The organism is Paracoccus seriniphilus (genome assembly GCF_028553745.1).
GTDB classification, from domain to species: Bacteria; Pseudomonadota; Alphaproteobacteria; order Rhodobacterales; family Rhodobacteraceae; genus Paracoccus; species Paracoccus seriniphilus.
Genome location: NZ_CP067129.1, coordinates 1498687 through 1522770, shown reverse-complemented (window position 1 = coordinate 1522770; position 24084 = coordinate 1498687). Strand labels below are relative to the sequence as shown.

16 protein-coding genes and 1 tRNA gene are annotated in these 24084 nt (G+C 61.7%); 7 read left to right on the top strand and 10 right to left on the bottom strand.

Annotated features, from left to right (window positions below):
• The first annotated feature begins 27 nt into the window (after positions 1–27).
• The gene (locus tag JHW44_RS07435; protein WP_089343563.1) at positions 28–1125 is read left to right on the top strand and encodes an AI-2E family transporter; all 1098 of its coding nucleotides are present in this window, start codon (positions 28–30) and stop codon (positions 1123–1125) included.
• Between the two features lie 84 nt (positions 1126–1209).
• Here the strand turns inward: JHW44_RS07435 and JHW44_RS07430 are convergent, their stop codons facing one another.
• From JHW44_RS07430 to JHW44_RS07415, 4 genes are all read right to left on the bottom strand, one after another.
• Positions 1210–3687 carry a DUF3772 domain-containing protein gene (locus JHW44_RS07430; protein ID WP_089343564.1) on the bottom strand — a complete coding sequence of 826 codons (2478 nt, stop codon included), beginning with the start codon at positions 3685–3687 and terminating at the stop codon, positions 1210–1212.
• Positions 3688–3693: 6 nt separating this feature from the next.
• Positions 3694–4725 (bottom strand): cysteine synthase A, encoded by a 1032-nt coding sequence (locus tag JHW44_RS07425; RefSeq protein WP_089343565.1) that lies wholly within the window; start codon positions 4723–4725, stop codon positions 3694–3696.
• 83 nt (positions 4726–4808) lie between these two features.
• Positions 4809–5900 carry an NUDIX domain-containing protein gene (locus JHW44_RS07420; RefSeq protein ID WP_245846909.1) on the bottom strand — a complete coding sequence of 364 codons (1092 nt, stop codon included), beginning with the start codon at positions 5898–5900 and terminating at the stop codon, positions 4809–4811.
• Positions 5897–6850 carry a DUF2059 domain-containing protein gene (locus JHW44_RS07415; RefSeq protein ID WP_272850260.1) on the bottom strand — a complete coding sequence of 318 codons (954 nt, stop codon included), beginning with the start codon at positions 6848–6850 and terminating at the stop codon, positions 5897–5899. The genes JHW44_RS07420 and JHW44_RS07415 overlap by 4 nt, the downstream gene beginning before the upstream one ends.
• 10 nt (positions 6851–6860) lie before the next feature.
• Here JHW44_RS07415 and JHW44_RS07410 point away from each other — a divergent pair.
• Positions 6861–6950: transfer RNA gene (locus JHW44_RS07410), tRNA-Ser, on the top strand.
• 434 nt (positions 6951–7384) lie between these two features.
• On the top strand, positions 7385–8671 hold the full coding sequence (locus JHW44_RS07405; protein WP_089343567.1) for an O-acetylhomoserine aminocarboxypropyltransferase/cysteine synthase family protein: 1287 nt from the start codon (positions 7385–7387) through the stop codon (positions 8669–8671).
• A gap of 89 nt (positions 8672–8760) precedes the next feature.
• Here JHW44_RS07405 and JHW44_RS07400 read toward each other — a convergent pair whose 3' ends face one another.
• Positions 8761–9630, bottom strand: coding sequence for an SIMPL domain-containing protein (locus tag JHW44_RS07400; protein WP_089343568.1), 870 nt, complete (start codon positions 9628–9630; stop codon positions 8761–8763).
• 188 nt (positions 9631–9818) lie between these two features.
• Here JHW44_RS07400 and JHW44_RS07395 point away from each other — a divergent pair, with 188 nt between their 5' ends.
• Together JHW44_RS07395 and JHW44_RS07390 are read left to right on the top strand one after the other, a co-directional pair.
• Complete coding sequence (locus JHW44_RS07395) at positions 9819–12941, top strand: hypothetical protein (RefSeq protein ID WP_143811440.1); 3123 nt, start codon at positions 9819–9821, stop codon at positions 12939–12941.
• Positions 12941–14887, top strand: a complete 1947-nt coding sequence (locus JHW44_RS07390) for a cation:proton antiporter domain-containing protein (RefSeq protein ID WP_089343570.1) — start codon at positions 12941–12943, stop codon at positions 14885–14887. Before JHW44_RS07395 ends, JHW44_RS07390 begins: the two co-directional genes overlap by 1 nt.
• Here the strand turns inward: JHW44_RS07390 and JHW44_RS07385 are convergent, their stop codons facing one another.
• Positions 14888–15901, bottom strand: a complete 1014-nt coding sequence (locus JHW44_RS07385; protein ID WP_089343571.1) for a TraB/GumN family protein — start codon at positions 15899–15901, stop codon at positions 14888–14890.
• Positions 15902–16114: 213 nt separating this feature from the next.
• Between JHW44_RS07385 and groES the strand changes: the two genes are divergently transcribed.
• Positions 16115–16402, top strand: coding sequence for a co-chaperone GroES (gene groES / locus JHW44_RS07380; protein ID WP_089343572.1), 288 nt, complete (start codon positions 16115–16117; stop codon positions 16400–16402).
• Positions 16403–16450: 48 nt separating this feature from the next.
• Positions 16451–18100: a chaperonin GroEL gene (gene groL / locus JHW44_RS07375; protein WP_089343573.1), complete on the top strand. Its 1650-nt coding sequence runs from the start codon at positions 16451–16453 to the stop codon at positions 18098–18100.
• A gap of 172 nt (positions 18101–18272) precedes the next feature.
• On the opposite strand, the gene JHW44_RS07370 is transcribed toward groL, so the two are convergent.
• Genes JHW44_RS07370 through JHW44_RS07355 form a run of 4 tightly spaced genes read right to left on the bottom strand, consistent with a single transcriptional unit; the run spans position 18273 to position 23964 of the window.
• Entirely contained in the window at positions 18273–19808 is a 1536-nt protein-coding gene (locus tag JHW44_RS07370) for a Ppx/GppA family phosphatase (RefSeq protein WP_089343574.1), read from the bottom strand.
• 55 nt (positions 19809–19863) lie between these two features.
• Positions 19864–22029, bottom strand: coding sequence for an RNA degradosome polyphosphate kinase (locus JHW44_RS07365; protein WP_089343632.1), 2166 nt, complete (start codon positions 22027–22029; stop codon positions 19864–19866).
• A gap of 31 nt (positions 22030–22060) precedes the next feature.
• Complete coding sequence (locus JHW44_RS07360; protein ID WP_089343575.1) at positions 22061–22750, bottom strand: P-loop NTPase family protein; 690 nt, start codon at positions 22748–22750, stop codon at positions 22061–22063.
• 8 nt (positions 22751–22758) lie between these two features.
• Positions 22759–23964, bottom strand: a complete 1206-nt coding sequence (locus tag JHW44_RS07355; RefSeq protein ID WP_089343576.1) for an AI-2E family transporter — start codon at positions 23962–23964, stop codon at positions 22759–22761.
• Positions 23965–24084 lie beyond the last annotated feature (120 nt).

Below are 24084 nucleotides of genomic sequence, written 5' to 3'. Positions count from 1 at the left end.
CACAGAAGATACAGGGTGAGGTAGCGATTGGATCAGCGATCTGGCGAGGCAGTTCTGCGCGAAAGACTTCAGACGGGCTTCCTTGGAATCATAGCTTTCGCTCTGTTGTTGTTCATGCTGGTTCAGGCACGCTTTCTGCTGATTTCTCTGGCCATCGCGATCATCCTGTTCTCGCTGACCTCCGATGCCATTTTCGCCATTTCGTCACGGTTGAAGGTGCCGAACTGGCTGGCAACGACGCTGGCGCTGATCGGGATCGCCCTGGGGCTTCTCTGGGTCTCCACCACCATTGTCGCCCAGGTCAACGAAGTGGTGGTAACCGCCATCGCCTATGCCGAACAGGCCCAGGCTGCCTTGCCGGGTCTGACCGAAGGCTTGGGCCCCGAGGCGCAGGAGCGCGTCCTGACCGCCCTGTCCAATTTCAACATCACCGGCTGGATCAGGTCACTGGCAGGTCAGGCTTCGGGCGTGCTGTCGGGCAGCGTGCTGGTCATCCTGTTTGTGGGCTTCATGTTTGCCGAGCAGGTCTGGTTTCCCAGCAAGATGGAGCGGCTGACGAACGACCCGGTGAAGGCCCTGCAGGTACGCCGCATCATTAGCTCCATCATGCATCGCGTGAACCGCTATCTGGTCGTCAAGACAGCGGTCAGCGGTGTGACTGCCATCGCGGTATGGCTGATATTTCATCTGGCCGGGCTTGAACTGGCCGCAGCGGTCGCCTTGCTGACCTTCGTGCTGAATTTCATTCCCTCGGTTGGATCGATCATCGCGACAGCCATTGCCGTCGTCCTTGTCTTCGTCCTCAGCGGCGACACGACATTGACCCTGTTGGTCGGCACCGCCTGCAGCCTGGTGCAATTCATCATCGGCAATGTTCTGGATCCCATGCTGCTGGGGCAGACGTTGCGGCTGTCCAGCTTTGGCATCATCCTCAGCCTGGCCTTCTGGGGCGCGGTCTGGGGCATCCCGGGCATGTTTCTGGCGGTGCCCATCATGGTGGCGCTGATGATCGTATGTGCCCATATCCCCTGGCTGCGCCCGGTTGCGGTGCTGCTCTCGCGCGAGGGGCTGCCCGATGACGGCAGCAGCGACAATTCCGAAGCGCCGCCATCCATCGCCGCCTGACAGCCCTGGCACTGCACTGCAGAAATGAAAGGGGCGCTGCAAAGACATGCAGCGCCCTTGTGACATGACGACCGTCACCCGCACTCAGCGATCTCCGCCGTCACCCTCTCCGGCATCTTCACCGGGATCATCAAAGGTGATCCGGGGATCATGGGTCGATCCCTGCGGTCGAGGACGTCCGGGCGTGGCAACACGGGGTTCCGCAGGCGTCTCGGGCATGGCGTCGCCGCGCAGGGCCTCGGGGTTGCGCAGCCAGATATCCTGCTGCGGGAAGGGCATCCTGATGCCTTCCTCGGCAAATCTCTCGGCGATGATATGGCACACCTCGGAGGTCACCCCGAGACCTGCTGACACATCGCTGAGGACAGCACGGATTTCGAAGTCGAGGCTGCTCTCGCCGAAGCCGCGGAACAGGACAGAGGGCGCCGGATCGACGGTGACGACCGGCTGATCCTCGATGATGTCCAGCAAGACCCGTTCCACATGGCGGGTGTCAGTGCCATAGGCGACCCTGACCGGGATGATGATCCGGCCGGTCAGATTGTGCCGTGTCCAGTTGACCACGGGCTGGCTGATCAGATCGCTGTTGGGGACGATGACCTCGGTCTTGTCGAAGGTTTCGACCTGGGTAGAGCGCACGGAGATGCTTTTGACGATCCCCTGCTGTCCCCCGGCGCTGATCCAATCGCCCACGCTGACGGGACGCTCTATCAGCAAGATGATGCCGGATACGAAATTCGACACGATGTTCTGCAGGCCGAAGCCGACACCGACAGACAGGGCCCCGGCCACGATGGCCAGCGAACTTAGGTCGATACCTGCCGAGACAATCGCGATCACCGCCGCAAGAAAGATGCCGACATATCCAATGCCCGCGACAACCGCCGCCTGCCCGCCCGAATTCAGCTTGGTCTTTGGCAGAATCGAATTGCGAAACGCACCTTGCAGCCCGCGGGTGATCGAATAGCCGATGGCGAACACGATCAGGAAGGTCAGCACCACGCCGGGCGACAGATTGATGCCGCCGACACTGATGCCTCTTATCACGGCGGACCAATATTCGCTGAGTTCGGCGCTCCTTGCGCCCCAGATGATCAGGAACAGCGGAACCGACAGCAGGATCAGGAAGAACCCCAGCAACAGGGGGATGAGCCCGTCCCTTGCGCCTTCCTCACCGCGCTTGATCAACGCATAGACGTCGGCGATGAAGTCCTGCAGCAGCACCAGAACACAGATCAGCGTCAGCGTCAGCGTCCAGGGCCAGAACAGCGTATTGGCAAAATTGATGAAGCCCAAGGCCCCCAGCAGAACCGACACTGCCACCACGATGCGGGTCAGCATGCCTGAATATTTCAGGACACCGTGACGATAGGCCCTGCCGTGAATGCTCTTGCCGGCATCCAGTTTGCGCAATGTCGATCCCAGCCGGAACAATGGCAGGGCACCCAAGAGCAGAATCGCGAAATGCCCAACCGATACAAAGGCATCCGACACCTCGAAGGGCACACGCGTGATATTGTCACCGATGCGCCCGTAAAGGCCCGACTGGGGCAGCAATGTCATGGAGGCGACATGGTGAATGGCGAAAACGATGGACAGCGCGGACAGCATCCGACGCGCGCGATTGCGCTGGCTCTCGTCCATGGTCAGCGTATCATAGATGATCGCCTGCCTTGGAAACAATTGCCGCCCCAGCCAGCCAAAGGCAAAGAAGATGATGAACGCCTGTGGCAAGGCGTCAAGAAATGGCGTCGTCCAGGGGCCGGCCAGCCCGGTGGCGCGCACGGCATTGATCGCCAGGTAGACGCCGATCATCGGCAAGGCGATCTGCCCCAGTGACACGACGAAAACCACGACCGAGCGCGAATATTCCGAGGCATGGACCGAAAGGCGCGAAGGCAAGGATCTGACCCAATGGCGACCGTAGGTCAGCAGGATGATCGCCGCGATCAGATAGGCCAGAGCCTGCGGCAGCCGGGGCGAAATATTGCTCCAGCTGCTGGTCTTGCCGATCTCGATGGCCTCGGCCCCGAAACCTTCCAGCAGTTGCAAGCTGTCCTTGGCCGCGGCGGCAAGGCTGGCGGGTCTCAGCGGCGAGGGCGACAGCCGCGCCAGTTCAAGCGCCTGACGCGCGTCGCTCAATCGGTCGATCTGGTGAATCAACGCATCCGCCCGGCTGAATGCCTCGACGGCGGTAAGCTGGGGCGCTTGCAGTTTCGACAGCAAGTCCTGCAGTTCGGCCCTGCGCCGGGCAATATCTTCGCTTTCGGTTTCCCCTTCGCCCGGAGCGGGCTCTAATGCCTTCAACTGTTCATTGACAGAGGCGATGCGCGTGGCATTCACCTCTTCGCCCGTGCGGAATTTCTTGCGCCAATCCGCCAGTTCGCTGCGCAGCTCGGTAAGCTGCTGATCCGTCACATCGGGATTTTCGACCAGGGCTTCGGCCTGCGACGCCCTGGACTCCCACACGGTATAGTCAGGTGTTGCGACATCCTGCGCGGCCAGAGAGGTTGCCGACAGGAACAGACCCGTCAGCCAGACGGCAAGAAATGTGCGCAACATGAATGATCAGTCCTCGAAGACTTCCGGCAACTCAGGCGCCTTGCGAGCCATCCATGCGGGAACCGGCAATCCCTTGGCCTGCAGGAATGCAGGATTGAACAATTTGGTCTGATAGCGGTTGCCGTAATCGCAAAGCACCGTCACGATGGTATGACCCGGCCCCATCTCGCGTGCCATCCGCATGGCACCCGCGACATTGATTCCCGAGGAACCACCAAGGCAAAGCCCCTCGAATTCCAGCAGGTCGAAAATGATCGGCAAGGCTTCGGAATCGGGGATCCGCCAGCTGAAGTCGGGCGTGAAACCTTCGAGATTGGCCGTGATGCGCCCCTGCCCGATGCCTTCGGTGATCGAGCTTCCGGGGCTGGCGAATTCGCCGGTGGTATAGAAGGAATGCAGCGCCGCACCCTCGGGGTCGGCCAGACCGATCTTGACCCCCTTGGGCTGCAGGGCCATGGCCACGCCCGCCAGCGTTCCGCCCGAGCCGACCGCACAGGTAAATCCGTCAACCTTGCCGCCAGTCTGCTCCCATATCTCGGGGCCGGTGGTTTCGACATGGGCCTGCCGGTTGGCGGTATTGTCGAACTGGTTTGCCCAGATCGCGCCATTGGGTTCGGTCTTGGCCAGGGCTTCCGCCAAGCGCCCGGAATAACGCACATAGTTGTTGGGGTTCTTGTAGGGCGCGGCAGGAACCTCGACCAGGGTCGCCCCGGCCAGACGCAACATGTCCTTCTTTTCCTGGCTTTGGGTCTCGGGGATCACGATTACCGATTTGAACCCCAGCGAGGCTCCGACCAGAGCCAGCCCGATCCCGGTGTTGCCCGCGGTCCCTTCGACAATCGTGCCCCCGGGCTTCAGCGCACCGCGCGCCACCGCATCCTTGATGATATAGAGAGCTGCGCGATCCTTGACCGATTGACCGGGGTTCAGGAATTCGGCCTTGCCCAGGATTTCGCAACCGGTTGCCTCGCTGGCACGGTTGAGACGGATCAGGGGCGTATTGCCGATCGCGGAGGACAAATCAGAGCAGATGGACATGGCGATCGACCTTTTCAGCAGTTCATTCGTTTCCGCATTCCTACACGTGGCGGTCCCACAGGGGCAACCCCGTCCCCAAGCGATCAGGCCCCGTAAAGTTCCTTGCGCAGGGCCGCTTTCTGATGCTGCAGCCACAGCGCCAGACCTGCCAGGGGTCCGTTGGAGATTTCATTGGCCAGAACCATCCGCATCAACTCGTCGCGATCAAGCAAATGGCCCCGGATGTCCTCGACCTCTCCGGCCAGCCCATGGATCCCCGCACTGTCATCGGGCAGATCGGCAATCCCTACATACATATACAGAAATTCGGCCGCCGCGCCGGGACTTGGGTAGTGGTGAAATGCCGGGAACAGCCGCGTCAGCGAAAGATCGGCCTCTTCACGGGTCTCGCGCCGCGCCGCCTGTTCTGCGGTTTCTCCCGCGTCGATTCGACCGGCAATCGGCTCGAGCAACCAGGGCTGAGGATCATGGCGAATGAAGGGCGCAAAGCGGAACTGTTCGATCACCAGAACCCGGTCGCGGACCGGGTCCCATGGCAACACCACGACGGCGTCGCCCATGACGAAGGCCTCGCGTGTCATCTGAGGAGTGAAACCACCCTTATGCCTGCGGTGGGTCAGTGTCTGCCGTTCGACAGCAAAGAAACCGGCAAAGGGCTGACTGCGGTCGGCAATCCTGACGTCCGAGCTTGCGCGCATGTCGACGATCTTGCCGCCTGAAACGGGACCATTCGCCGCGCGCAGCCTGCTGTCGGCCCAGACCGCAATCATCGGCAGCCGGGAGGCAATATCTTCGGCACTCATATCAGGGTCCGCATCGAGAATCTCCCGGGCAATCGCCGCGACCAGCTGCAGCGATTGTGACTCGGGGCGCCAAGGCACAGCGTCCTGACCGTCAGGTTGCGCACCAAGAATCCGAACGCCCTGCCAGTTGACGGGCTTCAGCCCCATCACGCTGGCATAGCGCTCCAGCTTGGCGTTCGCTCTGACCACGGCATGATCCAGGACCGCGTCAGCCGCCCGAAGCACCGGCCATTGCTGGCCCGGAAGTCCGGCGCGAAGTCCACCCCTCAGCCCGCCCGTCAAACGACGATCTGGAGCTTCCACCTTCAGATCAAGCGCGGCAATCATTTCGGGTGCCGCGAGCGGCCCGACCAGATGAAGAACCCGAGTCAAAGATGGTCACCTTGCATATGGCCCGCCGCCGCAAGGCCCAATTCCCAGGATGTCTGCTGGAACAGGGCGTCAAAGCCGGCAAAGAGCACCGCTGACAGCGCCTTGCCCTCGGGGGATTTCGCGAAACGGATATAGGTTTCAAGCTCGTCATCGCTTAGCGGCGCATAGGCAAGGAAAAGATAGGCTTCCATCCAGTCGATGGTCTGGGCGCGGATCTCCTCTTCCTGCGCCCATGCTTCATCAAGCATCTGCTGTTCATCCTTGGGGATATCGAAACCGCCCCCTTCCGCGAACCCGCGCGAGAACGCCATCAGCGCATTCAAACCGCCTGCAACATTGGGCGTGATCAGGTCGGCGCCCTCGATCAGGCGTTCAATCTGGTCGATTCGCGGATGGTCGCGGTTGGCGGCATCCCAAAAGGCCTTTTCTGCCCGCGCTTCGGTATCCGGGTCCAGCATGGCGCGGCGCGCCTCGGTCTCCAATCGCAGCACGCGACGCCCCAGATCGGTCTGATAGAAGGTCAGTGCCCTTTCAATGCGATCGGCCTGACGGCCTTTCAGTGCTTCTGCCGCGCCCTGCATGAAATGCCGTTTCAGCCGCTGCGGCGAGTGAATGCGCGACACGGTCCGCAACCAGACAGCATTCCCTGCGCGCCGTCCCATGTTTTCCTGCATCTGCGCAGCTTCGATCAGCGCCTCGTCATGAAGGATGGGCATCAAGGCCGCCATGTCCAGATCCTGCCATATGCGCAGAATCCCAGCCTCAGTGGCCGCGATTCGCCCGTGAGGCGTTGCCATCGACATGGGAACAACCGCGAAAGACAACGCCATCACGGCAGCAACCACAGAGAAAATCCTCAGCATATTTGCGCCTTTCGCAAGTTCCGGCTTTTTTTCGTTGAAACCCTCTTGCACTTCAACCCCTTCCCCTCTAAATCCCCGCCTCACCACACCAAAGCGCGGAGAGGTGCCGGAGTGGTCGAACGGGGCGGTCTCGAAAACCGTTGAGCCCGAGAGGGTTCCCAGGGTTCGAATCCCTGTCTCTCCGCCATTTTCCATTGTTTACATTGGAATTTTTAGGGATGATATGTTCATTCCTGTTTGAAGCCATAGCAACATTTCATGCCCCGGGATACCTCGTGGTCCCAGATGTCCCTTGCGCGATTTCATGACCTTTGGCGTTCCTGAGACGACACTCCGACTGAGCCCTGTTCATGTCGAGCGATTGACAGACATCAGATGTAAACGGCAGCGCGCGATGGGGGTCTTTTTCGTCCGGCGAAGGGATGTGTGACGATGGGTGCTGACGCGCCGTTTCAGACGCCGCCCGATCACGCGTGGACTGATATCGCGAACGAGGAAGCTGAGCCTGACACGGGTGGCACCCTGCCATATCCGGCACCATGGGCGAGGGCGTCGAAAAAACGGCATTGATGCATCAGGGCTTGCAAGACTACTGTGCGCGCGAAACAGAGGGAAACGAACATGGCCCATAACTACGACATCGACACGCTGGCAATTCACGCCGGCACGGATGCTGATCCCGCGACCGGTGCGCGGCAGGTACCGATCTATCAGTCCACCTCCTATCAGTTCCGCGATGCCGATCATGCCGCGCGTCTGTTCAACCTGGAAGAGGTCGGATACATCTATTCGCGCCTGACCAATCCGACGGTGGCCGCGCTGCAGAACCGTGTCGCGGCGCTGGAAGGTGGCGCGGGCGCTGTTTGCTGTTCTTCGGGTCATGCTGCACAGATCATGGCGCTGTTCCCGCTGATGGGACCGGGCAAGAATATCATCGCCTCGACACGCCTTTACGGTGGCACGGTCACGCAGTTCAGCCATACGATCAAGCGCTTTGGCTGGTCGGCGAAATTCGTCGATCTCGACGATATGGAGGCGCTGCGCGAGGCGATTGACGATGACACCCGCGCGATCTTCTGCGAATCGATTTCGAATCCCGGCGGCTATGTCACCGACATTCCTGCCGTGGCCGAAATTGCAGATGCGGCCGGCATCCCGCTGATCGTGGACAATACCCTGGCCACGCCCTTCCTGTGCCGCCCCATCGAAATGGGTGCAACGCTTGTCGTCCACAGCCTGACCAAATTCATGACCGGCAATGGCACCGTGACCGGTGGCGTGGTTGTCGACAGCGGCAAGTTCGACTGGTCTGCCAGCGACAAATTTCCCAGCCTCTCGGCCCCCGAGCCTGCCTATCACGGGCTGAAGTTTCACGAGACCTTCGGGGCATTGGCCTTTACCTTCCACGGCATTGCCATCGGTCTGCGTGACCTTGGCATGACCATGAACCCGCAAGGTGCGCATTATACGCTGATGGGGATCGAGACCCTTGGCCTGCGGATGCCGCGCCATGTCGAGAACGCCCAGAAGGTCGCGGAATGGCTGGAGAAGGATCCGCGCGTGACCTCGGTCACCTATGCGGGGCTGCAGTCCTCGCCCTGGAACGAAACAGCCAAGCGTCTCTATCCCAAGGGCACCGGCTCTTTGTTCACCTTCTCGATCAAGGGAGGCTATGAGGCAGCGGTCAAGCTGGTCGATTCGCTGGAACTGTTCAGCCATGTCGCCAATCTGGGCGATGCGCGATCGCTGGTGATCCATTCGGCCTCGACCACCCATCGCCAGCTGACCGAAGAACAACAGCGCGCAGCCGGGGCCGCGCCCGAGGTCGTTCGACTGTCCATCGGCATTGAAAATGTCGATGACCTGATTGCGGATCTGGATCAGGCTCTGGCCAAGGCAACCGCCTGAGTCCGGCAGATAGCTGAAGCAAAGATGAAACGGGCGGCGATCTGCCGCCCGTTCTGCGTCATTGCCCGGCCCCGGTTATACGGTGTCGGTCATTCGGTGGCCTCACCCTGTGCCGGGGCATCTGCCTGATTGTGCGCGGCGCCATCCTTGCCCTTGTGACCCTTCTTGCGATCGGGCCGTGGCGCGCAGGCATTTTCGTCGATCAGTGCGAATTCCATCTGCACCTGCGCACCAAAGGACAGTTCACCAGCCTCGACGGGAACATCCTTGGACATGCTGGCTTCGGCGCGCATCATCATCGGGCGTGGTCCACCACCCGACTGGGCGCTGGCCTGCATCCGAATGACACGCCCCAGTTTCTGACCGGCGGCCTCGGCCAGGATTCCGGCCTTGTGACGGGCATCCTGAACGGCAGCGCGACGGGCCTCGTCCTCGGCCTCGCGGCCATCCTCGCGCCCGAATGAGATGCCGTTGATTTCATTGGCCCCTGCCGTCACCAAAGCATCCAGGACCTCGCCCAGAGCGGCAAGATCGCTGACCCGCACCGATACCATATTGCGTGCCTGATAGCCGGTGACCCGCGGGGCACGGTTGTCACCGTAATCCATCATCGGGCTTAGATTCAGCCCCGAAGTCTGGATGTCCTTGCCGACGATCCCCGCAGCCTTCAGCGCCTCGATCACGGCACCCTGCTGCGCCGAGTTCTGCGACATCGCTTCGGCGGCGCTTTCCCCCTGGGTGGTAACGCCGACCTGAATGCTGGCCATATCCGGGACCAGGCGCGCCTCGCCCTGCCCCGTCACTGTCAGCCGCCCGATGTCCTGTTGGCACATGGCACCGCCATGCGTCATGCCGCCACTCTTGCCCGGGCCGGCGTCCGCAGGCCCGACGGCCCAAAGTGCAAGAACCGTGGACGCGATCAAAGCTGTTCGGCCAAGCTGAACGGGAAATCGATACATGACTAATCCTTCTGGTAAATGAAATTGCCGCCCAATTCATCTCGCCTTCCTTGCGAAAGGTCCATTAAATTGCGTTCACAGATACGCCAGATGTCCTTTCCTCATACCAGCATTTGCGGTAAATCTGGCTAATCCCACCATATCGCGGACCCAGGCCCCGCGATCATATTCGAGCAGCGAAGCAAAAAATGAACCAACACGCCGCCGCCCCTGAATTTGCCATGAGCTTCACACAGGAAGCTGTCTTGCTTGAACGGCGCGAGGGCCTTGACTGGCGCTTGCTTGGTCAGGTGCGTTTTGCAGGTCGCGAAATGACCGACAGACTGAATGCCCTGCGCCGATCAGCGGGCGATATTTCGGGTTTGTCCGAAACCGTTCTGGTCATTCCCGACGATCAGATTCTTTACACCACCCTGACGGTTCCCGTTGGTGCCGATACCGCTGCTGCGGTCGGCCGCGCACTGGAAGCCGTCACCCCATACCGGGCCGAAGATCTGGCATTCGACTGGTGCCCCTCGGAAAATGGTGACATCGAAACCCTGCGGGTGGCCGCGGTCGCCCGGCGCACATTGGAAGAGGCCGAGGAATTCGCCCGCGCCCAGGGGTTCGTCCCCTCTGCATTCGTCGCACGTCCGGGTGATGAGCGTTTTGAAGGCCAGCCCGATTTCGGTCTGAGCACGCTGCACGCCGACACACCCAGTCGCCCGCCTTTCAGCGAACCGGATCTGAGCAAGGCCCGCGTTACCGCGCCCGTCATCGAAACGCCGTCTGAAGATGAGGCACCCGAGGAAAATACCCTCGACATGCCTCCCGAGTCCGCGGCAGAAACCGCCGCGATCAGCCGCGTGATTGCGCATCACTATCCTCGCGCTGCCAAGGCACCAGCCAGGCCTGTGGCCACGAAAGAGAACGTTGCGAAAGCACCGGCGACCATCGTTACAAGGCCAGAGCCAACGCCGGAACCTGCGACCCGGCCAGAGCCCCCCAGGGCACCGGCGGTCATCCGTCACGGCGATCCGAAACCCGCCCCCGGCAAGCGCAATATGTCACCACGCGCCGAAGCGGTGCATGCTCGGGCCGCCGAGGCACGGGCCAGACGCGCCGATCAGGCAGAGGGGCAGCAGGTTTCGGAATCCGCCCTGATGGCCCTGCTGCGCAGAGCGGCTCCGGGCAAGCTGACGCTTCTTCTGGGTGGACTTCTGGTCCTGCTCTTTCTGGTCCTGTTGGTGTTTGGCAGCAAACCCGCCCAGACACCGCCAACGGCAGAACCCCAGGTTCAGCCTGCGGAAAGGGCAGAGGCACCGCAAGAACAGGCCGCCAACGAACCCGCAGCATTGCCGACAGTTTCACAGTCCGCCGCCAATCCCGAGGATGGCATCGATGGCCTCGCGTCCGAAGCAATCGCGCCCGACACCGGCGACATGCAAGGACTCGCCAGCATCCCCGAAGCGGCCCCTGATGCTGAGTTCGTACCCGAGGCAGAGCTTGAGGCAGAAGCATCGGCCGATGTCGCGCAATCTCCGGTCCGGACTGCTGATGAACCGGCGGCTGCCGAACCCCTGTCCAGCCCGTCGCAGGACGCTTTGACCCGCGCCCTCTCCGAGGCTATCGATGCGGCGGCGCAGGCAAATGATGCCGGGCCAGGAAGTCGCACCCGGACCGAGGACGGCACGGAAAATCCGGACCTGGCAACACCTGACACGGCGTCCGCGGCAACGGATGTGCCCCCGGAAGCCGTGGCGCAATCGCGCGCCGAAGCCCGGGAAGAGCGCGCGCCGGTTGCGGCGGTGGCGGCACCCGCGGTCAATGTCACACCGACTTCGCGACTGCGCAGTTCCGCCCGTCCACCCATTGCGCCGCCAACACGCACAAGCGCACCGGCAAGACCCGACAAGCTTCCCACGGTTCCGGTAAACCCGCTGCCTTTTGAGCAACGCGACCAGCCCGAGCCACCCCGGGTCAGTGGCGAACGGCCGCCGTCACGCCCCGCCCGTCCGGCACCGGCACCGGCACCGGCACCGACTCCCGCCGCAGCCCCCGCAGAGGTCAAGGCACCCGAGGTGAAATCGGTGCCAACCACCGCGCGCCCGCCGTCACGCCCGTCCCGAGGCCAGACATCGACATCTGCTTCTGCTCCGACGCCGGAAAAGGCGCCGACAGTGACCTCATCGTCATCTGTCCCACGTCCGCCCGAGCGCCCGGCAAGTCTGACCCTGCTGGAGGAAGGCAGTGCCAGCGAGGATCGCGCGCCGACACGTCTGACCGCCGCGGAAGAAGCCTTTGTCCAAGAGCTGATGCGAAATCTGCGTTCGGCGCAGGCTGGCGCAAGCGGGCTCAGTCCTGATGAGCGCAGGCTGATCCGGTTGGCCGATGCTCGCCCGGCCCGCAGACCGGTTTCCGTATCGCGTCCATCAAATGACGCCGTACGCGCCGCCGTGGCCGAGGCGGTGGCTGCCAGTGATCGGCCGATTCCGCGCGCCAGCGTCATCGGAAAGGCAGCCCCTGCCACTGCAGCGCCGCCCGGTCGCGTTTCGGGCATGACCAGTTCGTCGCGCCCCCAATCGCGCCCCAGAACGATTGCCGCGCAATCGGGGCGCGATCCCGGCCCGGGCAATGCCAGCCTTTCTGCCGGGGCGGTCGAAGATGCGATCGCCGCCGCCGTTTCCTCCAGCAGTGCCACACCGGGCGCCGTCGCTTTGACGGCGCTTCGCACATCAGCCCTGCCGCCACGCCGCAGTCGCAATAGCGGGGCACGCGCGGCCAAACCCTCGACCCCGACCACCGAAGACTTGCGCGAAGCCGCCATGAACCAGAAGCGCCAGGCCGAGATCGCCGAACAACGCCGCCTTGATGCCGAGCTTCAGGCCCAGGCCGAGGCGCGTGCCCGTGCCCGTGCCCAGGCTGATGCCCAGGCCGAGGCGCGCGCCCGCGCACAGGCCGAGGCCCGCGCCCGCGCACAGGCTCAGGCCGAAGCCCGCGCGGCAGCCGCACGCAAACAGAATTACATGCCACCCGAAGCCGAGAATGAGCCCGAGCTGCAGGCCACCCTGCCAACGGGCCGGGGTCAGGGCAGCGCCGCCCAGGCAGCCACGGTCAAGGACGGCATCCAGTTGAGTCGGACCCAGATCATCGGCACGATCGGTGCGGGCAAGGCAAGTCGCGCGCTGGTCCGACTGTCCAACGGGCGCATCATCACCCTGCGCCTGGGTGACAGGATCAATGGCGGAACCATCACCGATATCGGCGACAGCCGCATCACCTATGTGAAAGGCGGCCGTCCCCAGCAACTGTCGGTGTTGAGCGGGAAATAATGGACAATTTCCTGCTTCTCTCGACAGTCTATCTGATCACCATGGTCGTCGCGGTCCCCATCTCGGCACGGCTGGGCCTTGGTTCGGTGCTGGGGTACCTGATCTGCGGCATCCTGATCGGGCCAGTGCTTCACCTGACCGGTAACAAAACCGCAGATTTGCAGCATTTTGCGGAATTCGGCGTGGTGATGATGCTGTTCCTGATCGGTCTGGAACTGGAACCACGCAGCCTGTGGAACATGCGCCACAAGCTGATCGGGCTGGGCGTTGCACAGGTGTCCATCTCGGTTGCGGTCATCGCCACATTGGCGGCCTTCATCTTTGACCTTGGCTGGTCCAGCTCTCTGGCTCTGGGCATGATCCTGTCGCTCAGTTCGACCGCAATTGTCCTGCAAACCCTTTCGGAGAAAGGGTTGATGCAGACCGCCGGAGGTCGCTCGGCCTTTTCCGTGCTGCTGACGCAGGATATCGCGGTCATTCCGATGATCGCGCTGATGCCGTTGCTGGCCCCCTATTCCGGCAGCATGGGCGATTCTCATGGAGAAGATCATATTGGCGAGGTCTTCATGGCCCAACTTCCCGGATGGGGGGTCACCCTGGTCACGCTTGGGGCCGTGGCCGTGGTGATCGTTCTGGGGCAATATCTGATCCGCCCGATCTTTCGTCTCGTCGTGTCCTCGCATCTGCCCGAGATGGAAACCGCCATGGCCTTGCTGATCGTGGTCGGGATTGCATCGCTGATGATCCTTGTCGGCCTGTCGCCTGCCCTTGGAACCTTTCTGGCAGGTGTCACCCTGGCAAGTTCCGAGTTGCGCCACGAACTGCAATCCCAGATCGAGCCATTCAAGGGGCTTCTGCTGGGTCTGTTCTTCGTGACCGTCGGCGAAGGAATGAACTTCACCATTCTGGCGCAGAACCCCGTTCCGATCCTGTCGGCCACGGCCGGGCTGATCGCGGTCAAGGCGCTGATCCTCTGGCTGATCGGCCGATCCTCGCATATGCGGCACAAGGACCGTTCGCTGTTCACGCTGTCGCTGGCACAGGCGGGTGAATTCGGTTTCGTGCTGGTCTCTTTCGCGGTGTCGCTGGCAATCCTGCCGACCGAACTTGCGCAATCGGTCCTGCTGGTCATTGCTCTGACCATGCTGTGCACGCCATTGCTGTTCATCCTGCATGCGCAGGTGACGCGCCGGCTGGCCGAAGCAGGGGTGACCGAGCCCCCCGATGACATCACCGAACAACAGCCCATCATCATCGCAGGGGTCGGAAGGTTCGGACAGGTCGTCAACCGTCTGGTGACCATGTCGGGCTTTCAGACCACCGTTCTGGATCATGACCTGAAACTGATCCAGCTGATGCGCCGCTTTGGCTTCAAGGGGTATTTCGGTGATCCGACCCGCCCCGAGATCCTGCTGGCCGCGGGGCTGGACAAGGCCAGCATCCTTGTCGCTGCGCTGGACAATCCGGCGGCCAATCTCAAACTGATCCACTTTGCCCGCGAGCGCCGCCCCGATCTGCATATCATCGCCCGCGCGCGCGACCGGGTGAATGTCTATGAGCTGTACAGTTCCGGCGCCAATGACATCGTGCGCGAGACCTTTGACAGCTCTCTGCGTGCCGGGCGCTATGTGTTGGAGAACGCAGGTCTTTCCGAATATGAGGCATCCGAACTGGAGCGCATCTTCTATCGGCTTGACCGCGCCTCGCTGCGCGAACTGGCACAGGTATGGAAGCCGGGTGTGCCGCTGGATCAGAACGCCGAATATGTGCAGCTCAGCCGCGAATTGAACCGCAATCTTGAAAACGCCCTGATGGAACGCTTTGATCACGCGCAGCAGGCGCCGGCCGCGAAAGAAAGGGACGAACCAGAGGAACCCGAGCACGGCCTGGCCCATGAGCTTCGCCAGAACCGTCCCGGCGGACGCAGCAGATCGCGGGAACGGTGATCACCCCTCCAGCTTCTCGATCGTCCATCCCTGCTTTTCCAGCAGGCGCAGCACGCCCATCTCGCCGGGCAGATGCAAGGCCCCGAAACCGGCCATGACCCCCTTGCCACGCCGGGCCGCCTGATGGGCGGCCCGGGTCAGAGGGGCGATCCAGCGCTGATTGCGCCGGTCCATCAACTGCGTGCGTGCCAGTTCCATCAGGTCATCAACCTCTGCGCGCGACAGCCCCGAGTTTTCATAGGCGTCAAAGCGACCGAACTCCCATATCTTCCAGACATCGCCTTCGAAATAGGCGTCCGTCAGGGTGACGGCATAGTCATCGGCATAGGCCGCCGTCGGCAGGGACGCCCGGATCATGTCGATTTCTTGCGCCGGGGTCATGTCCTCGAACAGGGAAAATACCGTGTCCCAGGGCTCGAGCGGCTGCACCGGAACACCCATGTCCCGGGCCCGCGCGACCAGCAAATGATCCAACCCCGCCGCACCGTCATTGGCCCGGCCCTGCATCATGCAGGGTGAAATCCCCAGCATCATCGCGACATACCAGGGACGCAGCTTTGCCGCGACGACCGCAGGTGTGCCACGCAACGCCATGGCATCAGAAAGGGCCTGCCATTCCTCCGGGCGCAGCCGTTCCGGCAGGGTCGGGCCGGTCGGATCGACCATCAGCGTGGGATCTTCGGTCAGGGCCTGTGTCAGCCGCGCCTCTTCTTCGGGACCGGCTTCGACCAACAGCACGTCGGCAGCGACCAGGGGGGCCTCGATCCGCTTCAGATTGGCCTGATGCCGTGGATCGGCGAAATGATAGCTGCCCACGATGGTGATGACCTCATCGCCCCGACGGGCGCGCCAGAACAACCCTTCGTGGTAAGGCACCTTGCGGACCGCCTCCTCGATCCGCGCGCGCTGCTGGGGCGGCATGGTCTCGAACAGATTCTGGCCGACGCATTCCCCCGCGACACCGGCTCCAGCAAGGCCAAGAAACAAGGCAGCAGCAGTTAGCCCAAAACGCATATCCACTCTCCGGTATTCTGTCAGACAGGCCAAGTGACGCCCTATTTCACGCAGGCTGACACAAGAACGCGCCAAGCTCCACCGCCAGCGAGATTTTCTTGATCAGCGCCGTTGACAGTGCCCTCCGCCTCTCCTAGATCACCTGCATTGGCACTCGCCGAAGGTGAGTGCCAACAACACGACACTGCAACCTGAAACATCGGAGTGTTCAAAATGGCATTCAAACCGCTGCATGACCGCGTGCTGGTCCGCCGCGTCGAGTCGGAAGAAAAGACCAAAGGCGGTCTGATCATCCCCGACAGCGCTAAAGAAAAACCCGCTGAAGGCGAAATCATCGCTGTCGGCGAAGGTGCGCGCAAGGACTCGGGCGAGCTGATCGCACCCACGGTCAAAGCGGGCGACCGGGTGCTGTTCGGCAAATGGTCGGGCACCGAAGTCACGATCGACGGCGAAGAGCTGCTGATCATGAAGGAAAGCGACATCCTGGGCATCATTTCGTAATCGACGCCCCGGAAACGCAACCTTCAACGATTAATTCAGGAGATTCAAATGGCTGGTAAAGAAGTCAAATTTGGTACCGACGCCCGCGACCGGATGCTGAAAGGCGTCAACATCCTTGCGGATGCGGTCAAGGTGACCCTGGGCCCCAAAGGCCGCAACGTCGTGATCGACAAATCCTTCGGCGCGCCGCGCATCACCAAAGACGGTGTTTCGGTTGCCAAGGAAATCGAGCTGACCGACAAGTTCGAAAACATGGGCGCTCAGATGGTCCGCGAAGTTGCTTCGCGCACCAATGACGAAGCTGGCGACGGCACCACCACCGCCACCGTTCTGGCACAAGCCATCGTCAAAGAAGGCATGAAGGCTGTTGCTGCCGGCATGAACCCGATGGATCTGAAGCGCGGCATCGACCTGGCGACCTCGAAAGTGGTCGAGTCGATCAAAGCGGCTTCGCGTCCGGTCAACGACAGCGACGAAGTCGCTCAGGTCGGCACGATCTCGGCCAATGGCGAAGCTTCGATCGGCCGTCAGATCGCTGACGCCATGCAGAAAGTCGGAAACGAGGGTGTCATCACCGTCGAAGAAAACAAAGGCATGGAGACCGAAGTCGAAGTCGTCGAAGGCATGCAGTTCGACCGCGGCTACCTGTCGCCCTATTTCGTCACCAACCCCGACAAGATGGTCGCGGATCTGGAAGACGTCTACATCCTGCTGCACGAGAAAAAACTCTCGTCGCTGCAGCCGATGGTTCCGCTGCTGGAATCGGTCATTCAGTCGGGCAAACCCCTGCTGATCATCGCAGAAGACGTCGAAGGCGAAGCTCTGGCAACGCTGGTCGTCAACAAGCTGCGCGGCGGTCTGAAAATCGCAGCCGTCAAGGCACCGGGCTTCGGCGATCGCCGCAAGGCCATGCTGCAGGACATCGCCATCCTGACCGGTGGTCAGGTCATCAGCGAAGACCTGGGCATGAAGCTGGAAAACGTCACCATCGACATGCTTGGCACCGCCAAGAAGGTCACGATCAACAAAGACAACACCACCATCGTCGACGGCAATGGTGACAAGTCCGAGATCGAAGCACGTGTCAGCCAGATCCGTCAGCAGATCGAGGAAACCTCCTCGGACTACGACAAGGAAAAACTGCAAGAGCGCGTTGCCAAACTGGCAGGCGGTGTTGCCGTCATCCGCGTCGGCGGCATGAGCGAAGTCGAAGTTAAAGAGCGCAAGGACCGCGTCGATGACGCACTGAACGCAACTCGCGCGGCTGTTCAGGAAGGCGTCGTTGTCGGCGGTGGTGTTGCTCTGGTTCAGGGCGCCAAGGCACTCGAAGGCCTCAAAGGCGAAAACGCGGATCAGGAAGCTGGCGTTGCCATCGTCCGCCGCGCGCTGGAAGCTCCGATGCGCCAGATCGCTGAAAACGCCGGCGTCGACGGCGCTGTCGTGGCCGGCAAGATCCGCGAATCCGACGACAAAGCCTTCGGCTTCAACGCTCAGACCGAAGAATATGGCGACATGTTCAAATTCGGCGTCATCGACCCGGCGAAAGTTGTCCGCACCGCGCTGGAAGATGCAGCATCGGTTGCCGGTCTGCTGATCACCACCGAAGCCATGATCGCCGAAAAGCCCGAGCCGAAAGGCCAGGCTGGCGCCGGCATGCCCGACATGGGCGGCATGGGCGGCATGGGCGGCATGATGTAATCATCCCCCTGCCCCTGGCAGATACGGGAAAGGGCGTCCTTCGGGGCGCCCTTTTTCATTGCACAGCGGCACTGTCCACGAGTTATGCGGATCGGATCGTTCTTGAAAATGCCGACAGGCTGCCAGCGGGCAGATGCCCGGGCAGTTGTTCCCAACTCGGAAGGTCAAGAAATCAGTCGATGATGTCCGGTTCGACCTTCATCGCATTGCACAACGACTTGAAGCGCGCCACCGCCACCTCGCCCATCAGTCTCCGCCCCATGTCGGTCAGGTGAAGGCGCAGGATCTTGTCAGCCCGCTTGTACTTCAGCGTACCGGCATCCGCGGGGTCGTCGATGGCAAACATCGCACCGAAACGCATCGCCTTGCCCAGGATTTCCGCGTCACGCAATTCATCGTCATCCAGCAGCGAAAACAGCCGGGCCATGGGTGAATTGTTGCGGTTGTTCTTGTAGCGATGCAGCAAAGAGACGCCCAGGAAAACACGTTCCGGATGGCTGAGCGCGGCCATGTTCGCGCGGGTGACATTGTCGAAACAGGCCTCGGCGCGATAATCGGGATGCGCGCGCCATGTCGTGTCATGCAACAGGCAGGCCGCCTTGATCAGGCGATCCCGCTCGGGCGGCACATCGTCATAGATAGGCTGCAGAAAATCATACAGCTTGCGCCCCGACCCTGGAATGCGCGCCATTTGCCGTTCACTGAAACGCGCCGCTTCGATCAGCGGATCGCGCTTGCGCAGCGCGTCGGACATATGTTCGTACAGCAGGCCCTCGCGGATCCCATAGCTGGAAACGGCAAGATCTTCGGGTTTGAAGACGGAAACCAGTTCGGACAACACGCGCGAGGCCAGCGGCACCAGCTCCATCCGCGATGCGGAAATACTGACCGAACTGCGGATCTCGGACAGATCGCTGGCAGAGATGAAGTCAACGGTGTCCTGCACGGCCTCGGGGGTCATGCGATATTCATGCAAAACGGTCATCGGATATCCGGTGCGCTCCATGTCAAGGCGCGCTATTGCCCGCCACGAACCGCCGACCAGATAGATCCGCTCATGCTCGGTGCCCATTTTCTCTGCAAGCTCGGACACAATCTTGCGGATGTGTTTTCGCAAACCGTCCTTGCCGCCCTTGACCTGTTGCAGACGGAATGGCCCCAGTGGCGAGGTCACACGTCGCCCGACCTTGCCATTCGCGACTTCGGCCAGTTCCATCGAGTTTCCGCCGATGTCGCAGACCAGCCCGCTGGCTTCGGGCCAGCCCAACAGCACACCCTGTGCCGACAGACGCGCTTCTTCCTCGCCATCGATGACCAGCAGCTTCAACCCGGTTTCGCGCTCGACCCTTTGTTGAAAGGCCGGACCATCCTCGGCCTCACGCACAGCAGCGGTGGCCACGCAGGTCAGCGGTTCGATATCCATCCCCTTGGCCAGCGCCGCGAAGCGACTGAGGGCCGCGAAGCCGCGTTCGACGCCTTTGGGATTCAACTTGCCGGTCGAGGCCATCTCGGCCCCCAGCCCCGCCATCACCTTTTCATTGTAGAAATAGGCCGGAGAGCGCGCGGCACCATCGAAAACCACAAGCCTGATCGAGTTTGATCCGACATCAACCACGCCGACCCGAGACAGGGCGCGTTTGGGCAGTTTCGCAAACAGCTTGCCCAAGGGCTCATGCTGCTTTCCGGAAGTTGTCCGCACACCATTCATCGAAAAGCTCCTGCTTGCGCATTGAGGGACCTAATGCCCGTTTACCACCAAGCCGTCAATCGGGCGCATGGGTCAGGGCCGGCACATCGCGCGCTCCGGCCGTGCCGCGCCCGGACAGCGAAGGGTTCTCCATGAAGAACCGGTGACAATTGAAAAGATTGTCCCGTTCCTCGGGCAAATAGCGAATGAAACGGCCGTCCGGATGCAGCAGCCAGCTTTGCGCCTCATCGGCCATATTCGCCGCCATGATCTGGCTGACGATCTGTGCCTTGACCGTTTCGTTGTGACATTCGACCAGGGTTTCCACACGCCGCGACAAGTTGCGCCCCATCCAGTCGGCGGAAGAGAAAAACACCCGCGCCTTCTTGGATGGCAGCCCGTGACCATTGCCAAAGCAGACGATCCGCGAATGTTCCAGATAGCGGCCGACGATGGATTTTACCCGAATATTTTCGGACAATCCCTTGATTCCCGGTCGTATTCCGCAAATCCCCCGGATCACGAGACTGATCTTGACGCCTGCGGCGCTGGCCGCGTAAAGCGCCTCGATGATGTCGCGCTGGATCAGCGAGTTCATCTTTGCCCAGATCGCTGCCGGACGGCCCTGGCGGGCATATTCGGCCTCGCGGGCGATCATCGTCAGCAGATTGTCCTTCAGGTCGATCGGCGAGATCGAGAGGTTTTCAAGATTTTCCGGCTGAACATAGCCGGACAGATAGTTGAACACCTTGGTGGCATCACGTCCCAACGCCGGATCGCAGGTAAACAGCGACAGATCGGTATAGATGCGCGCCGTGATCGGATGATAATTCCCGGTGCCATAGTGGGTATAGGTGACCAGAGCGTCCCCTTCGCGACGCACGACCGAGCTGATCTTGGCATGCGTCTTGTAATTGACAAATCCATAGACGACATGCGCGCCCGCTCGCTCCAGACGCCGTGATTGCCGAATATTTGCCGCCTCGTCGAAGCGTGCTTTCAATTCGACCAGCGCGGTAACGGATTTGCCAGCCTCGGCGGCCTCGCAAAGAGCTTCGACGATCGGGCTGTCGCGGCTGGTCCGATAAAGTGTCTGCTTGATGGCCAGAACATCGGGATCCAGCGCCGCCTGCTGCAGGAAGCGGATCACCATATCGAAGGTTTCATAGGGGTGATGCAGCAGCATGTCCTTCTGCCGGATTGCCGCGAACATGTCGCCATGATGATCCTGCACCCGTTCGGGAACACGCGGCGTAAAGACGGGCCACAACAGGTCGCGGCGGTGATCCAGGACCAGTTCCTTCAGATCGGCAATGCCCAGCAAACCTTCGACCTCGACCACCTCATCGGGCGTGACCTCAAGCTCTTGCATGATCACACGGCGCAGGCTTTCGGGCGCACCGGCGGTGATCTTCAGTCGGATGACACTGCCGCGCCGACGCCGTTTCAGCGCGGTTTCGAACTCGCGCACCAGATCCTCGGCCTCTTCCTCGACCTCCAGATCGCTATCGCGCAGCACTCGAAAAGCGCAGTGCCCGACATCGGTATAGCCCGGAAACAGGCTGGTCAGATTCATCAGCAGCAAATCTTCCAGCCGCAAAAATCGCTCTCCCCCCGGCAAGGGAACGAAGCGTGGCAATTGCGCGGGAATGGGAAGCAGTGCCTGCATCCTGCGCCCGTCGGAACGCCGCGCCAATTCCAGCGCCAGTGAAAATCCGGTATTGGGAATGAAGGGAAAGGGATGTGCGGGATCAATCGCCAGCGGAGACAGCACCGGCAGAACCCGGCTTTCGAAATGCGCGCGCAGGAATTCCTGATCGTCCTCGTTCAGATGGTCACGCGACAGGATGACAATGCCCGCCTCTTCCATCTCGGCCCTGATCCGGTTCCATACCGCCTGTTGTGCGCCCATCAGGCGGCGCGCATCGGCATTGATCAGCGCCAGTTGCTCGGCCGGCGTCTTGCCGTCATCCGAAGGCGTTGTGCTGCCTTCGCGGTGCAATTCGCGCAGCCCGGCCACGCGCACCGTATAGAATTCGTCCAGATTGGCGGCACTGATCGACACGAACCGCAGCCGTTCAAGCAAGGGCACCCGTACATTGCGGGCCTCGTCCAAAACCCGCCAATTGAAACTCAGCCAGCTGATTTCACGGTTGAAAAAGCGATCTGCCCCTGTCGGTGGGCCTCCCGGCAATTCGACCGGTTCCGGAAACGGGGTTCTGAGAAAATCGGCCTGGGTCATCAGTTTCCGCGCGGATGTGAAGGCAAGAAGATCATGCGTCGGAGCGGGCCAGCTTGTCCAGAAGTTCAACCGCAATTCGGCGCGTTACAGGCCCTTTTGTCGCCATGGCGGCACGATCCATCGCCGCGACCAGTCGCCGGGCCTGTCCCAGGTCGCGATCCATATGCAGCACCAGCCATTCGATCAATTCCGAGGATACGGAAAGCTGACGGTCCGAGAACAGCTTGACCAGAACCGCAGACAACAACGCCTCATCCGGCGGCCCCAGCCGCACCTGCGGCATGGCATCCATGCGGCTGCGCAGATCCGGCAACAGCAACCCCCAGTCCCGTGGCGCGCTGCGTGCAGTCAGCAACAACAGGCAGTCGCGCGGACCACAGAGGTTCCACAGGTGGAACAGCGCCTGTTCGGCCCCTGCCGCGCGCCCTGCCCGGTCGGCATCCTCGACCACCAGCGCGCCACTTTCGGCAACCAGATGATCGGCCATCTCGGGACGCAGCGCAGCCGCCTTGATCCGCCGCGCGCCATTTTCGGCTGCCCAGAATGCGGCCATATGCGATTTCCCGGCACCTTCCGGACCGATCAGCAACATCCGGCCCTGCGGCCAGTCCTGCGGCGCATCCAATGCGGCCAGAGCGGATTCATTGGCAGCAGCAGGCAGGAAATCGGCCCGCGAATGCGCGGGCGGCGTGGTCAGGTCAAGGGTCAGCTGTCGCGACATGAAACTCCTCAGGAAGGCGTGCGGGGCCGATCATTGGGCTGCGGCGCAACGCCAGCTTTGACACGTCCGATATCTGCCTGCAGATGGGCCTCGCGCAATTGCCCCTCCAGCGTGCCGCGGGGAACAAGCTCGACCAGAACCGGCGGGCCGGGATCCGAAGGCGTGCTTTGCCCGGTGTAAAAGGCGCTTTCGCGATAGCGCTCGATGCCGAACCGGGCCAGCACCCCCAAGGCGGCAGCCAGAGGCACGGCGGCCACCATCCCGACGAAGCCGAACAGAGACCCGAAAACAGACAGGGCCAGCAGCAGCCAGACCGGGTGCAATCCGACATGACCGCCAACAATCTTGGGCTGCAGGTAATTGCCCTCGACGATCTGCCCAAGGGCAAAGATCGCGATCACGGCACCGATCCAGACCGGTTCACCCCAAAAGCTGAACAGGGCGACGCCGATGGCCGTGGCCCCGCCGATCAGCACCCCGACATAAGGGATAAAGGACAACACTGCCGCCATGATGCCGATGAAAAAGCCGAAGGGCAGCCCGACAAGCATCAGTGCAAGGGAATACCACGTGCCCAGAATCAGGATCACCAGCCCCTGTCCGCGCACGAATCCCGACAGCGCGTGGTCGATCTGCCGGGACAGGTCGCGCAGAACCGGCGCATGTTCTCGCGGCAACAGGCGGTCGATCTGGGCCACCATGCGATCCCAGTCCAGCAGCAGGTAGAAGGCCACCACCGGTACGATCACCAGCAAGGCCACGGCGCTGATCATCCCACCAAAGGAATTCAGCAGCGTCTGCGCGACATTGGTCAACTGATCTCCCATCGCTGCACCCAGGTCGGTCAGCGCCGTGCCGATGGTGCCTCCCTCGGGCAAAAGCTCGGGGAAACGCGCACTGACAAATGCGCGCGCCTGTTCGATCATGTCCGGCGCGGTGTTGATCAAGGCTGTGGCCTGGCGCAGCAGCACGGGAACGATCAGCAGGATCACCGCAACGAACAGCAGCATCGCGACAAAGGTGATCAGCACGACGGCCATGATGCGCGACAGACCCGCCCGCTCCAGCCGGTCGGCCACCGGGTCCAGCAGATAGGCGACGCCCGCGCCCAGGATGAAGGGCAGGATGGCCTGCCCCAGCAACCACATCACGATCAAGAGCAATGCGAGCGCAACACCCCACCAGATCAACTGCTTTTGCACCGGCACACGCATTACAAATGCTCCTGAATTACAACATGACTATGTGGCGGGTTGGCGCTTGGGTTGCAAGTCTGCACGACCTGCAACGGATACGCAAATCCTGCACGGTGCTTGCCCAGTGCGCGCGACTGC

Excerpts from the sequence above, each read along its gene's own strand:
- groL (WP_089343573.1), top strand. The coding sequence starts at position 16,451 with ATGGCTGGTAAAGAAGTCAAATTTGGTACCGACGCCCGCGACCGGATG.
- JHW44_RS07370 (WP_089343574.1), bottom strand. The coding sequence starts at position 19,808 with ATGAATGGTGTGCGGACAACTTCCGGAAAGCAGCATGAGCCCTTGGGC.
- groES (WP_089343572.1), top strand. The coding sequence starts at position 16,115 with ATGGCATTCAAACCGCTGCATGACCGCGTGCTGGTCCGCCGCGTCGAG.
- JHW44_RS07360 (WP_089343575.1), bottom strand. The coding sequence starts at position 22,750 with ATGTCGCGACAGCTGACCCTTGACCTGACCACGCCGCCCGCGCATTCG.
- JHW44_RS07390 (WP_089343570.1), top strand. The coding sequence starts at position 12,941 with ATGGACAATTTCCTGCTTCTCTCGACAGTCTATCTGATCACCATGGTC.
- JHW44_RS07365 (WP_089343632.1), bottom strand. The coding sequence starts at position 22,029 with ATGACCCAGGCCGATTTTCTCAGAACCCCGTTTCCGGAACCGGTCGAA.
- JHW44_RS07400 (WP_089343568.1), bottom strand. The coding sequence starts at position 9,630 with ATGTATCGATTTCCCGTTCAGCTTGGCCGAACAGCTTTGATCGCGTCC.
- JHW44_RS07430 (WP_089343564.1), bottom strand. The coding sequence starts at position 3,687 with ATGTTGCGCACATTTCTTGCCGTCTGGCTGACGGGTCTGTTCCTGTCG.
- JHW44_RS07355 (WP_089343576.1), bottom strand. The coding sequence starts at position 23,964 with ATGCGTGTGCCGGTGCAAAAGCAGTTGATCTGGTGGGGTGTTGCGCTC.
- JHW44_RS07385 (WP_089343571.1), bottom strand. The coding sequence starts at position 15,901 with ATGCGTTTTGGGCTAACTGCTGCTGCCTTGTTTCTTGGCCTTGCTGGA.
- JHW44_RS07425 (WP_089343565.1), bottom strand. The coding sequence starts at position 4,725 with ATGTCCATCTGCTCTGATTTGTCCTCCGCGATCGGCAATACGCCCCTG.
- JHW44_RS07395 (WP_143811440.1), top strand. The coding sequence starts at position 9,819 with ATGAACCAACACGCCGCCGCCCCTGAATTTGCCATGAGCTTCACACAG.
- JHW44_RS07405 (WP_089343567.1), top strand. The coding sequence starts at position 7,385 with ATGGCCCATAACTACGACATCGACACGCTGGCAATTCACGCCGGCACG.